Source organism: Reichenbachiella sp., from assembly GCF_039969095.1.
Classification (GTDB): domain Bacteria; phylum Bacteroidota; class Bacteroidia; order Cytophagales; family Cyclobacteriaceae; genus Reichenbachiella.
Window position 1 is genome coordinate 551,497 of the sequence record NZ_JBDVOL010000011.1, and the last position, 12,732, is coordinate 564,228.

A 12,732-nucleotide genomic window follows, 5' to 3' on the forward strand; every position below is an offset into this window, starting at 1 on the left:
GAACCCATTATATACAGCGTCATTCCGGGTTCGGGAGATGCGCCATTTTGTTTGTGTTTATTCCGATCATTCGGAACCCATTCACTCGAATGGAGCGCAAAGATAGGTATTTATATATTTTAAAGTAAACTTTAATTATAAAATCAGGTTTAACTTTCTGTATTACTTCTTTCTCTCTTTTTAAGAATCAGGTTTTGGTATTAATTTGCTGAAAAATAATCATCCATGAAGATCATCGAATGCCCTAGAGACGCCATGCAAGGATTGCATGAATTTGTACCCACTGACATAAAAGTGAAGTACATCAATGAACTCCTAAAGGTGGGGTTTGACACGATTGATTTTGGAAGTTTCGTTTCTCCAAAAGCTATCCCACAATTGAAAGACACAGCAGAGGTTTTGGCTAATCTTGATCTTGATGATACCCATTCTAAATTGCTAGCCATTATTGCCAACGTTCGAGGCGCGCACGATGCTTGTAATCATGCAGAAATTAATTATTTGGGATTCCCGTTATCATTGTCTGAGACTTTCCAACAGCGCAACACCAACAAAAGCATCACAGAAGCATTCGAACAAGTGAACATCATTCAGGATCTTTGCCATGATCACAATAAAACGTTGGTCACTTACTTATCTATGGGTTTTGGCAATCCATATGGCGATCCTTATGAAATGCCGTATGTAGCCGATTTTATTTCGAAATTGAAAGCCATGGATATCCAAATAATTTCATTGGCGGATACCATTGGTGTTTCAAATCCAGAGAACATTACTAATCTATTCAAAGGTATAACGGAAGAATTTGGAGGAATTGAGTTTGGCGTTCATCTTCATTCCGACTTAGATTCTGCAATCGAAAAGATAGATGCGGCTTACAAAGCGGGCTGCAGAAGATTCGATGGAGCTATCAACGGTTTTGGTGGCTGCCCTATGGCTGAAGACAAATTGGTAGGAAACATTGCGACAGAAACCATGCTGGCTTATTTTGAGCAACATAGTATTGATGTTAATTATGACCACAAAGTATTTCAACATGCATTAAACATGGCTCCTGAAGTATTTTTAGGAAGGCATTAAGATACTAAGTGTTAGGAATTGAAAAGTCTGATCAAACTCTCACATAGCGTTTTCCTGGGAGGGATTTAATTAATCCATCAAACTCCAAAGTCAATAAGTGACTTATGGCTTCATTCACACTGATTTGGGTTTTCCAACTCAATTCATCTAGATGCAAACCTGTTTTAAATTCCTCCAGTATAGACATAATCTTTTGCTCATTTTCACTATAGTTGGCCAAGTCCACTATTACTTTTTTGGTTTCAGCATCTCCTTTTTCCCATCCGAGCAAATACTCTAAATCTCTTATTCCAGTAAAAATATTTGCCTTTTGAGAGCGAATCAAAGCATTGCAACCAGCAGAGTATTGATGTTCAAGATTGCCAGGTACAGCAAAGACTTCACGATTATACGAATAGGCAATATTTGCTGTAATAAGTGCTCCACCTTTTTGCGCTGCTTCGACGACAATGAGTGCTTCAGACATGCCCGCTATAATTCTATTTCTGGATGGAAAATTATGAGCTTCAGGTTTAGTTCCTGGAGGGTACTCACTGATCCAACCGCCATCTTTGTCTAACATTTCTAGAGCAGACTTTTTATGTACAGAAGGGTATATTTTATCTAAGCCACCAGCCAATACTGCTACTGTAGGAATGTCATTCTTCAAAGCTGCTCGGTGCGCAGTAATATCAATTCCATAAGCCAGTCCACTGACCACCACCGCCTCATGTGCAACTAGCTCCTGAGCAATATTTTCTGTGATTTGTTTGCCATATTGTGTAGCATTTCTTGTACCTACTATTCCCACCATTTTGGAGTTCTTAAAGGATGACTTTCCTTTAGTATAAATCAACAGTGGCGCATCATTGACAGTCTTTAGTTTGACAGGAAAGTCAGGATGAAAATACGGGACCACAGCTATCTTTTGCTTCTCGCAATTTGTTATCATTTTTTCTGCTTCGCTAAGATAACTAGCTGAAGTGAGAGCAGTAACCGTCTTATTCCCAATGTTAGGAATCTTAAGCAATGCGCCTTTTTTTTCTTTGAAAATAGCAGAAGCTGATCCACAGTAGCTGATCAATTGTTTAGCCAAAACATCACCTATACCTGGCGTCAGTTTCAACGCCAAAACATAGCAGTTTTCGTCTTCATTCATAGAATGAAAGAAAATTAAATATTCAACAAAATTTAGCTAATTAATTTCCCTGTATGCTGTTTCGAAGTTCCGATAGAAAACTTCGAATATTTTTTAATGATTGAATCATATCAATCTTCTCCATCGCTGCGTTTGCATCATTTTTGATGAAATCCCTAGCGCCATGAAGGGTATAACCTTTCTCTTTTACCAGATGATAAATCATCTTTATTTTCTTAATATCTTCTGGTGTAAACTGCCTATTACCTTTCCTATTCTTCTTTGGGTTGATTATATCAAATTCCGTTTCCCAAAAACGAATAAGTGAAGTAGCCACTCCTAAATCATCGGCTACCTCGCCAATGGTATAGTATCTTTTCGTTATTTCCTTTTCTTTGTACGGCACGTTCTAGCGGTTAAGATAGGTAATAAAACCTGAATCGTCAATCAATAAATTACTTTCGGGAAAATCTTTTTCGGTCAGCTCCCTGATCACGCTAATTGCACGCTTTTTAGAGTCAATTTTTGGACCACCTGCTCCTGGTTGGTAGATCGAAATCAACTGACCTTGGAGAAATTTCCCCTCTGCGTTTGTTTCTATTTTTACTATTGGAGCTACCCCATTCACCCCCCTCAAATTAAAACGACCATAGGTACAGAAATTGCCCATACTGTACGTTATAAATCGTTCATTATAAACTTCTATTGCTCTAGAGACATGAGGTCCATGACCAAATATCACATCTGCCCCATGATCGATCATCAGATGTGCAAACTCATAAACATTGCCTCGATTTTCACCATAAAACATCTCTGTTTTTCTGGTCACATGTTCATGTTTAGAACCCTCTGCTCCTGCATGAAATGAAACAATTACAACATCTACTAACGAGTCCAATTGCTCGACTAGTGCTACTGCTCTGTCCTGATTATGAATGCTAACAGTTCCCACATTTGGAGAGAAAGCCACCATTCCATATCGCATCCCATCTACCATCAATGTAGTCGTAGGCGCAGATAACAACCCTGCGTAATTGATTCCCATAGAGTCCAACGCTTTCATCGTATTGTCACGTCCAGGTTTCCCGAAATCACCTGCATGATTGTTTGCCAAACTCACCACATCAAATCCAGCGTCTACTAGATTCACCAAATATGATTCAGGGGAACGAAACAAATAACAGACCTTTGGATTTCTACAAGTCTTCTGATCTCCACCTTCATTTAAAATGACTCCTTCAAGATTCCCAAAAGTTACATCAGCCTGACGTAGTGTATCTGAAACTTCCACCCATAAGTCCTTTCCATCGTTTCCTGGCAGATAGCTTTCTGAAGGGAAATTAGTCCCCATCATAATATCTCCTACTCCTATTAAAGTTAGTGTGTCTTTGATTACTCTTGTCAATCCTATTTCCACTTCTTCATCTAAAGAATAGAGCGTATCCAAACCCTCAGTGATCCAGTATTGAGGTTCAAGCAATGCCGAATCAATAACTACAGGCTCTACTTCAGTGGGCAAAGTTGAAACCACCTTTTGAGACTTACATGCCATCACCAGTAAGGAAACAATAAATACGTAGAGTAGACTTCTAAGCATTTTCCAAAATTAGATTCGTCGAAGGACTTCGTTGTTATACAGTGGACAGAAGTTTTCCACATTACACCCACAGACATAAAAAAACCCCAACCGAAAAGTCAGGGTTTTTATATTTTAATCTCTTAAAATTTAAAAATCACCCAATGCTTGATTTTCAATTGAGGCCAATCTTAATATTTCCTCATACTCCGTAGGATTCAAGTCTTGATGGAAATAATGAACAGGGTTGATTAATTTCCCATCCTTTCGTACTTCATAATGCAAATGTGGAGCAGTAGATCTACCAGAGTTTCCTACATACCCTATACACTCACCTCTTTTTACTTTCTGCCCTTTTTTTACATTGAACATTTCCATGTGCGCATATTTAGTCACATAACCATAACCATGATCTATCTCCACCTGACGGCCATAGCCCCCCAAACTAGATCGCGCTAATTTCACCTCACCATCACCAGTGGCATAAATTGGTGTACCTTTTGGGGCGGAAAAATCAATTCCTGGATGTAATTTTTTTACTTTCAGTATTGGATGAATTCTCATACCATAGCCAGATGACAGTCTTTTCAATTCTTCATTTGATATCGGCTGTATCGCTGGGATAGCTGCAAAGAAATTATCTTTATTAGCCGCCATATCCAGTAACTCATCATATGATTTGGTTTGAATATACATTTGCTTTTTCAACTTATCCAAAGTTTGATGCAACTCAATAACCAAGTCTTCTCTTTCTAAATTTTTATTTGTGATTTCTCTGTAGCGATTGACCCCACCGACACCAGCATCTCTAATCGAAGTTGGAATTGGTTCTGCCTCAAAAATCACTCGATAGACGTTATCATCACGCTCTTGAAGTGAAGTGAGCATGTCTGATGCTTCCGCTAATTCATTTTGGAGCAACTCATAATAATACTTTAATTCTTCGTTCTCCTTTTCTAGTCTAGCCTCAACAGGAGACTGGAAATAAAGATTGTAAGTATAAAATATACCTACTGCCAAGATCAGTGAGAAAGAAAGAAATCCTAGAGAGTTGAGTACAATGTCCCAAGTGGAGACTTTTACTCGCTCGTATTTACAAGATTCGGTATCGTAATAGTATTTTATTCTAGCCATATTAAATCAGAATATCCTAACTTTGTGGTTCGTTTTTCGGGTGGTCGCTAATATTTCTATTTTTACGGCTTGTTAGCATTACAATTCTGCTCGCAATTTAATACATTTTTTTAAATAACAAATAAATTCAATTGCAAGCAATTGAATATCAATAGATTAGATGGAATCGAAAGAAATAAGAAAACGGTTTTTAGAGTTCTTTGAGAAAAAGCAGCATGAAATAGTGGCTTCAGCTCCAATGGTGGTGCAAAATGACCCTACGTTGATGTTTACTAATGCTGGAATGAACCAGTTTAAAGACTTCTTTTTGGGTAACTCAGAACCATCATCTAATCGAATAGCTGATACTCAAAAATGCCTCAGAGTGTCTGGAAAGCACAATGATCTCGAGGAAGTAGGTATGGATACCTATCATCATACCATGTTCGAAATGCTGGGCAACTGGTCATTTGGAGACTATTTTAAAAAAGAAGCTATTGCCTGGGCCTGGGAGTTGCTTACCAAAGAATTTAACCTACCAGAAGACCGTATGTATGCTTCTGTATTTGGAGGAGATAAAACAGACGATTTAGCATTAGATCAAGAAGCTTACGATTATTGGGCGGCAATCATCCCTAAAGATCGGATCATCAATGGATCCAAAAAGGACAACTTCTGGGAAATGGGTGACACAGGTCCTTGTGGTCCCTGTTCAGAAATACATATCGATTTAAGATCAGATGAAGAAGTTGCCAAAATACCGGGAAAAGATTTAGTCAACATGGACCACCCGCAAGTTGTTGAAGTCTGGAACTTAGTTTTCATGCAGTTTAATAGACTAGCTGATGGATCTCTAAAACCTCTTCCTGCTCAGCATGTGGATACAGGGATGGGATTTGAAAGATTGGCTATGGCGGTTCAAGGCAAAAAATCTAACTACGATACCGATGTATTTACACCCCTCATTAATTTCTTAGCTGATTCTGCTCGTGTAAAATATGGTGATAATGAAAAAACTGATATCGCACTTCGTGTCATCTCAGATCACGTTCGTGCTATTTCCTTCGCCATTGCTGATGGGCAGCTACCATCTAACAATAAAGCGGGATATGTAATCCGACGAATACTAAGGAGAGCCGTTCGATATGGTTATACATTTTTGAATTTCAAAGCACCATTTATCCATACGCTTGTACCGCTCTTAGCAGAGCAATTTGATGGGGTATTCCCAGAATTAATCGCTCAGAAAGATTTTATTGCCAAGGTTATAATGGAAGAAGAATCTTCTTTCTTACGTACATTAGACAAAGGACTTTCCAAATTGGAGATCATCACTGCTGAGGCAAAAAAAGGAGATAAAGTTATTGATGGTAAAATCATATTCGAACTTTATGATACCTATGGGTTTCCTTTCGATTTGACCTCACTTATCGCTCGTGAGAATGATTTGTCGGTTGATGAAGAAGGCTTCAAAAAAGAAATGGAGGTTCAAAAGAATCGATCCAAGAAAGCAGCCGAAACTTCTGCAGGCGACTGGGTCGAATTGAAACCTATAGATGAGGTTCAATTCTTAGGTTATGAAACTTTGACCTCAAAAGCCAAAATCATAAAATATCAGGCCGTTGAAGAAAAAGGAAAGAAACTCTACAAAATCGTCTTGGATCAAACTCCTTTTTATGCTGAAAGTGGTGGCCAGGTTGGCGATGTTGGATATTTCGCTGATGGTGACAAAAAGGTGAGCATTATTGACACCAAAAAAGAGAACAATCTCATCGTTCACTTTTCGACGGAACTACCCGAAAATCTGGAGGCTGAATTCGACGCAGTGGTGAATAGCAGAAAACGCAAACTCACCGAAAACAATCACAGTGCCACTCACCTACTCCATGCAGCTCTGAGACAAGTATTAGGCACGCACGTGCAGCAAAAAGGATCGTTAGTGAATGAAAAGGTACTTCGTTTTGACTTTTCTCATTTCTCAAAAATGACAAATGAAGAAATTGCTCAAGTAGAAAAAATCGTTAATCAGAAAATCAGAGAGAACATTTCACTTGACGAGAAAAGAAATGTGCCTATAGGCGAAGCACAAGAAATGGGAGCCATGGCGCTTTTTGGTGAAAAGTATGGGGATTTTGTAAGAGTGATTACTTACGACAAAGACTATTCTGTAGAACTATGCGGTGGTACACACGTGCCTGCGACTGGTACGATTGGCATGCTAAAAATAGTATCTGAAGGTTCTGTAGCTGCTGGTGTAAGGAGAATAGAAGCTATTACTGCTGATAGAGCAGAAGAATTTTACAACAAACAAAATGAGCTAGTAACTCAAGTCAACGAGTTGCTAAACAACCCTAAAGACACACTGAAAGCGATTGAAGCATTGGTCAAAGAAAAGCAAGAGCTGACCAAAACCATAGAGTCGATCAATTCTGAGAAAGCAGGTGCACAAAAAGAAGTACTGCAAAAAGCTATTCAGTCTGTCAATGGATACAATGTATTGATCTCTGAAGCACAGTTGCCTGATGCTGAAGGATTGAAAAAGCTGTCATTCGAGCTTAAAAACGAAGTAAATAACCTGATAATGATAGTGGCAGCCGACATAGCTGGCAAACCACAAATTTCAATTATGATTTCTGAAGAATTAGTGAAATCACTAGACCTTCATGCTGGTCAGTTGATTAAAGAACTGGCAAAAGAAATCAAAGGCGGAGGTGGTGGTCAACCGTTTTACGCAACAGCTGGTGGCAAGGACATCAGCGGATTGTCAAACGTAGTGACCAAAGCCAAAGCAATAATCGATGAAAAAACGAATCATTAAATAGGTTTTGAAAAAAATATTAGAAAAATACGATCTGGTTGTAGGACTAGAAATTCACGTACAGTTGAATACGGCAAGTAAGCTATTTGCCGCTGACAAAAATAGTTTTGGAGACGCACCTAATAGCAATGTGAGCCCAATTACACTGGCACATCCAGGAACCCTCCCAAAGCCCAATAAGTCAGCGATCAATCACGCGATCAAAATGGGATTGGCCATTAATTGCGACATAGCTGCTTATACCACATTCGATCGTAAAAATTATTTCTATCCGGATTTACCGAAAGGCTATCAAACCACACAAGACCAACATCCAATCTGCAGAGGTGGTTATATAGATGTAAAAAGTGGAGAAAGCATCAAACGTGTGCAGTTCAATCGAATTCATATTGAAGAGGATGCGGGCAAGTCTTCCCACGATGCTGAGCATGAAGGGTCGTTGTTGGATTACAATCGAGGGGGTACACCTTTGATTGAAATGGTGACGGAACCAGTAATCAATACAGCCGAAGAAGCCGGAAATGTATTAACGGAGATTCGTAAAATTGTTCGCTACATTAACGTAGGCGACGGAAATATGGAACAAGGGTCTTTGCGCTGTGATGCTAATATCTCTTTGAAACCCAAGGGATCTGACCAGTTAGGCAAAAGAGTGGAGATCAAAAACATGAATTCCATTCGTAACGTTCAGCGCGCCATCAACCACGAAGTGGTAAGACAGGCGACTCTTTTGGACGCAGGAAAAACAGTCTTGCAAGAGACTCGAGGATTCAATGATGAAACGGGTAAAACCACTGGCCAACGTACTAAGGAAGAAGCCAATGATTATCGTTACTTCCCCTGCCCTGATCTACTGCCTATCCATGTAAGTAAAGAATGGGTGGCCGAGATTAAAGACACCATACCTCAGCTTCCACATGAAGTCTTGGCAGATCTTCAAGCGAATTTTGACCTGAGTACTTATGATGCAGAAATCATTGCCGATCAGAAAGAATTGTCCGATTATTTCTTTGCGACAGCTAAATTGACCCATCAATTCAAGCCAATTGCTAATTGGATGATTGGACCTATCAAGAGTTATTTGAATGATTCTAACATAGAAATCCAAGAATCAGTCATTAAACCAGAATTGTTGGCCGAAATCATAGAAATGGTAGCAGCTCATAAAATCAGCTTTTCTATGGCGTCCACGCGCTTGTTGCCTGCACTAATTGAGTCTCCAAACCAATCGGCGATGACATTGGCGAAAAAAATGGAACTGCTTCAAAGTGATGATGAGGATGAATTGGTTAAAACCATAGAAGCAGTGATCGCGAGTATGCCAGATAAAGCTTCAGCATATAAAAATGGCAAAAAAGGTTTACTTGGCTTGTTTGTAGGTGAGGTAATGAAAAAATCTGGAGGAAAAGCCAACCCAAAAGTCGCCAACAAATTAATCGCAGAAATATTAGAAAAATAAACATCAACAGCACTAATTCGTTGACACAAATTGTTGAGAACGGTAAAAATATGAAGATGATAAAAAATATAAGTTTTGTAATTACATTATTGATCCTAGTTTCGGCTTGCACCAAAAAAGATGGAGTCACTATTTCTGGAACTTATGAAAATCCAGTAGAAGATCAATTGGTGAAAATTGAATTGATCAAGAACAATAAACTTACTGTGGTTGATTCATTTAAACTAGAACCCAACGGTAATTACGAAAGAATCATTAAAGTAGCTGAACCTGGTTTCTATCGCTTCAACTTCTACAACCGACACGTCATTAATATGATTCTTGATCAATCGGACATCCAGTTAGTGAAAAATGAAAATGATCCAAGAGGTGGCTATAAAGTGACTGGATCTACGGACATGGATTACATCTATCAACTTGAAGCTTTAAAACAGGATTTTGAAAAACAATCTCAAACGTTGAATGAAGAATTCATGACGGCTAGAAACAGCGGCGACATGGAACTTTTGGAAGACATCAGAAGTCGTTTCATGCAAATGAAAGCCGTCAACGATAATAAAATTAAATCCACCATACTAACGATGGATGGTTCTATTGCAGGTATTCTTGCCACTTCATTTATCGATGAAGAAAATGAATTCAAATTCTTAGATAGTCTTTCTCAAAAGTATCAAAAAGAATTGCCTAACTCCAGCTACACCAAGGAGCTGGCTGATAAAGTTGAATCTTACAGGAAATTGGCCATTGGCTCTCCTGCCCCTGAAATTTCGTTACCAAACCCAAATGGTGAAATCGTTTCACTCAGCTCTTTCAAAGGCAAATACGTCATGATCGATTTTTGGGCGGCGTGGTGCAGACCCTGTAGGGCAGAAAATCCAAATGTGGTCAGAATGTATGAAGCTTACAACGGAAAAGGTTTTGAAATTCTTGGCGTATCCTTGGATAGGCAAAAAGAATCTTGGGTAAAAGCAATAGCCGATGATCAATTAACCTGGACACAGGTTTCAGATTTGAAGTATTTTGAATCTGAAGCAGCACAATTGTACCAAATCAATTCAATTCCTGCTACTTACCTCATTGGTCCTGACGGTAATATCGTCGCAAAAAATCTGAGAGGAGCTGCATTAGAGGCTAAGTTGAAGGAGATTTTTGGCTAGTTTATTTAAAAACCTGCTGTAAGACTCCCCACAGTTTCTTTCGCAAATCAGTTGAAGCAGAAATATTATTCAAAGCATCAGCTATTATCAAATGACCTTCGCCCAATTTGGTTGATACGTACTGCTGTGTACTTGAGGGGATGGGTAATTGATGATTAGGTGTAAAAGCAATGACATGAACATACCCTGCTGTTTTAGGAGTTGTCGCAGCTACATTTTGAAAATCAACTTTGTCTATGGACTTACCTATTGCTCCTAGTATTTTTCCCAAATAATCTAGATCTGCAGCAGGAAGGTTGACAGCAGTTGGATTATCAAATATTATTAAGATCTCATTGGTTGGTTTTGCAGGTTTTTCTAATGCTACCACGGGCTCCTGCACCGATGTTACCTCTTCTTTTTGCGCACCATCACTAGTTTCAGCTACAGCATCTGGCTGTGTTATGACCTCTGATTTTTCATCAATGGCATAAATATCTTCATTGATCAGATATTTCAAGAATTCATTTGACTCATTCATTGATAAAAATTGATTTGAGTTCAGTCGCCTCTTCAGGTTTCATTTTTTTAGCCAATACCAATCGCAATTGACGTCGCCTCAGAGCACCCGCATACATTTCTTTTTCTTCAGCTGTTTCGGGCACTAATTCAGGAACTTCTGTAGGCACTACATGTTCATCTACTGCCACAAAAGTATAAAATGCTTGATTGCTACTCACTTTCTTGCCTCCGGGTATATCTTCAGCCAATACGTCAATAAATACTTCCATGGAAGAGTTGAACGACCGAGTCACTTTAGCAGTGAGGGTAATTACATTTCCCAATTGAATAGGTGCAGAAAATGATACATTATCTACAGAAGCCGTCACTACTATACTATTAGAATGCTTTTGAGCTGCTATAGCTGACGCAATATCCATCCAATGCAATAGTCGCCCTCCCATTAGGTTGTTCAGTGTATTTGTATCGTTAGGCAACACTAATTCCGTCATTATTGCAATTGACTCAGATGGCGTTTTCTGTTTTTTCTTACTCATATTTTTTACTTACTCCAGCCATCATTCCCAAGCAAAGGAACAAAACTGAAATTGCTAAATTCTTCTTTTGTAATGTTTCCATTCGACTGTTTTGTCAAACGTAACATTTTTTGCATTTTTCTATCTCCTACTGGAATTATCAAATGTCCTCCGATCTTCAACTGATCTACAAGTGCCTGAGGCACAGTGGGCGCTCCTGCTGTCACTATAATTCCATCGTATGGTGCAAATTTATCACATCCCAAGGAACCATCTCCAATTATAAATTTCGGCTCATAACCCATGTGTTTGAGCATTTTTTTAGCTAGTCTTGACAGCTTATCTTTATATTCTATGGTCACCAGATCCACCCCACATTCGACCAATACACAGGCTTGGTATCCTGATCCTGTTCCAATCTCTAATATTTTTTTTCCTGGTTTTAATTCAAGTAGATCAGTCTGAAAGGCTACGGTGTACGGCTGTGAAATCGTCTGGCCTTCTGCTATAGGAAAAGCCTTATCTTGATACGCATGTTCCACAAATATCTCATCGAAGAACCAATGTCTAGGTATTTTCCCAATGGCATCCAATACATTTTCATTGTCGATCCCTTTCTCTCGTAATTTCCTTACCAGAGATTTCCTCATTCCTTTGTGTTTGTAGCTATCCTTCAATTCCATCAGCAACCAAAAATAGAAGATAATTTAATTATTGATCATTTCATGACCCGTATATTTTACCTTGCATTAAATTTTTATTGAAGTTACAAATCATATGTTTACAGGAATAATTGAAAACATTGGAGTCGTGAAAGACATAAAGAAATCAGGTACTAACATTGATTTCACCATTCAGAGTGTAATTAGCTCCGAACTCAAAATTGATCAAAGTGTTGCCCACAATGGAGTTTGCCTCACGGTTACGGATTTGGCTGATGATTGGCACCAAGTGACAGCAGTAGAAGAGACGCTTTTAAAGACTAATATTGGTGAATTAGAAATCGGTGACCTAGTAAACCTGGAGCGTTGTATGATAGCCAATGGTCGATTTGATGGGCATATTGTGCAAGGGCACGTGGATCAAATAGGAAAATGCACTAAAAAAGAAGAGCGTGATGGGAGTTGGCTTTTTGATTTTGAATACGATGATTCAAAAAACAACGTGACAGTTGAGAAAGGTTCAATTTGTATCAATGGCATAAGCTTAACATGTTTTAATTCAGGAGATGGCAAATTTTCAGTGACTATTATACCCTATACTATGGAACATACAAGCTTCAAAAGCTTACAAGTTGGCGATACTGTCAATCTGGAATTTGATATTATTGGAAAATATGTTTCTAAACTTTTAAATAAAAACTAAATTAACAGATTAATAAAAACTAATCAGACTT

Annotated in this window: 12 protein-coding genes; 5 read left to right on the plus strand and 7 right to left on the minus strand. The window is 38.6% G+C overall.

What is annotated here, in order from left to right; translation table 11 throughout:
• The first annotated feature begins 225 nt into the window (after window positions 1–225).
• Window positions 226–1,080 carry a hydroxymethylglutaryl-CoA lyase gene (locus tag ABJH98_RS10950; RefSeq protein WP_348307712.1) on the plus strand — a complete coding sequence of 285 codons (855 nt, stop codon included), beginning with the start codon at window positions 226–228 and terminating at the stop codon, window positions 1,078–1,080.
• A 31-nt stretch (window positions 1,081–1,111) separates the two neighbouring features.
• Here ABJH98_RS10950 and dprA read toward each other — a convergent pair whose 3' ends face one another.
• From dprA to ABJH98_RS10970, 4 genes are all read right to left on the minus strand, one after another.
• Entirely contained in the window at window positions 1,112–2,218 is a 1,107-nt protein-coding gene (gene dprA, locus ABJH98_RS10955; protein WP_348307713.1) for a DNA-processing protein DprA, read from the minus strand.
• A 40-nt stretch (window positions 2,219–2,258) separates the two neighbouring features.
• Complete coding sequence (locus tag ABJH98_RS10960) at window positions 2,259–2,603, minus strand: MerR family transcriptional regulator (RefSeq protein WP_348307714.1); 345 nt, start codon at window positions 2,601–2,603, stop codon at window positions 2,259–2,261.
• 3 nt (window positions 2,604–2,606) lie between these two features.
• Window positions 2,607–3,794 (minus strand): CapA family protein, encoded by a 1,188-nt coding sequence (locus tag ABJH98_RS10965; RefSeq protein ID WP_348307715.1) that lies wholly within the window; start codon window positions 3,792–3,794, stop codon window positions 2,607–2,609.
• Between the two features lie 129 nt (window positions 3,795–3,923).
• Entirely contained in the window at window positions 3,924–4,907 is a 984-nt protein-coding gene (locus ABJH98_RS10970) for a M23 family metallopeptidase (protein WP_348307716.1), read from the minus strand.
• 160 nt (window positions 4,908–5,067) lie between these two features.
• On the opposite strand from ABJH98_RS10970, the gene alaS reads away from it, so the two are divergent.
• Genes alaS through ABJH98_RS10985 form a run of 3 tightly spaced genes read left to right on the plus strand, consistent with a single transcriptional unit; the run spans window position 5,068 to window position 10,320 of the window.
• Window positions 5,068–7,704: an alanine--tRNA ligase gene (alaS, locus tag ABJH98_RS10975; RefSeq protein ID WP_348307717.1), complete on the plus strand. Its 2,637-nt coding sequence runs from the start codon at window positions 5,068–5,070 to the stop codon at window positions 7,702–7,704.
• 7 nt (window positions 7,705–7,711) lie between these two features.
• Window positions 7,712–9,163, plus strand: a complete 1,452-nt coding sequence (gatB, locus tag ABJH98_RS10980; protein ID WP_348307718.1) for an Asp-tRNA(Asn)/Glu-tRNA(Gln) amidotransferase subunit GatB — start codon at window positions 7,712–7,714, stop codon at window positions 9,161–9,163.
• Window positions 9,164–9,219: 56 nt separating this feature from the next.
• The gene (locus tag ABJH98_RS10985) at window positions 9,220–10,320 is read left to right on the plus strand and encodes a TlpA disulfide reductase family protein (protein WP_348307719.1); all 1,101 of its coding nucleotides are present in this window, start codon (window positions 9,220–9,222) and stop codon (window positions 10,318–10,320) included.
• Between the two features lies 1 nt (window position 10,321).
• On the opposite strand, the gene ABJH98_RS10990 is transcribed toward ABJH98_RS10985, so the two are convergent.
• The 3 genes from ABJH98_RS10990 to ABJH98_RS11000 are packed head-to-tail and all read right to left on the minus strand — an operon-like array spanning window position 10,322 to window position 11,986.
• Window positions 10,322–10,840: a hypothetical protein gene (locus ABJH98_RS10990; RefSeq protein WP_348307720.1), complete on the minus strand. Its 519-nt coding sequence runs from the start codon at window positions 10,838–10,840 to the stop codon at window positions 10,322–10,324.
• On the minus strand, window positions 10,833–11,357 hold the full coding sequence (locus tag ABJH98_RS10995; protein ID WP_348307721.1) for an acyl-CoA thioesterase: 525 nt from the start codon (window positions 11,355–11,357) through the stop codon (window positions 10,833–10,835). The genes ABJH98_RS10990 and ABJH98_RS10995 overlap by 8 nt, the downstream gene beginning before the upstream one ends.
• 5 nt (window positions 11,358–11,362) lie before the next feature.
• Window positions 11,363–11,986, minus strand: coding sequence for a protein-L-isoaspartate(D-aspartate) O-methyltransferase (locus ABJH98_RS11000; RefSeq protein ID WP_348307722.1), 624 nt, complete (start codon window positions 11,984–11,986; stop codon window positions 11,363–11,365).
• A gap of 127 nt (window positions 11,987–12,113) precedes the next feature.
• Here ABJH98_RS11000 and ABJH98_RS11005 point away from each other — a divergent pair, with 127 nt between their 5' ends.
• Window positions 12,114–12,701, plus strand: a complete 588-nt coding sequence (locus ABJH98_RS11005; protein ID WP_348307723.1) for a riboflavin synthase — start codon at window positions 12,114–12,116, stop codon at window positions 12,699–12,701.
• Window positions 12,702–12,732 lie beyond the last annotated feature (31 nt).

Excerpts from the sequence above, each read along its gene's own strand:
- ABJH98_RS10950 (WP_348307712.1), top strand. The coding sequence starts at position 226 with ATGAAGATCATCGAATGCCCTAGAGACGCCATGCAAGGATTGCATGAA.
- dprA (WP_348307713.1), bottom strand. The coding sequence starts at position 2,218 with ATGAATGAAGACGAAAACTGCTATGTTTTGGCGTTGAAACTGACGCCA.
- ABJH98_RS10965 (WP_348307715.1), bottom strand. The coding sequence starts at position 3,794 with ATGCTTAGAAGTCTACTCTACGTATTTATTGTTTCCTTACTGGTGATG.
- ABJH98_RS10970 (WP_348307716.1), bottom strand. The coding sequence starts at position 4,907 with ATGGCTAGAATAAAATACTATTACGATACCGAATCTTGTAAATACGAG.
- alaS (WP_348307717.1), top strand. The coding sequence starts at position 5,068 with ATGGAATCGAAAGAAATAAGAAAACGGTTTTTAGAGTTCTTTGAGAAA.
- ABJH98_RS10985 (WP_348307719.1), top strand. The coding sequence starts at position 9,220 with ATGATAAAAAATATAAGTTTTGTAATTACATTATTGATCCTAGTTTCG.
- ABJH98_RS10990 (WP_348307720.1), bottom strand. The coding sequence starts at position 10,840 with ATGAATGAGTCAAATGAATTCTTGAAATATCTGATCAATGAAGATATT.
- ABJH98_RS10995 (WP_348307721.1), bottom strand. The coding sequence starts at position 11,357 with ATGAGTAAGAAAAAACAGAAAACGCCATCTGAGTCAATTGCAATAATG.
- ABJH98_RS11000 (WP_348307722.1), bottom strand. The coding sequence starts at position 11,986 with ATGAGGAAATCTCTGGTAAGGAAATTACGAGAGAAAGGGATCGACAAT.
- ABJH98_RS11005 (WP_348307723.1), top strand. The coding sequence starts at position 12,114 with ATGTTTACAGGAATAATTGAAAACATTGGAGTCGTGAAAGACATAAAG.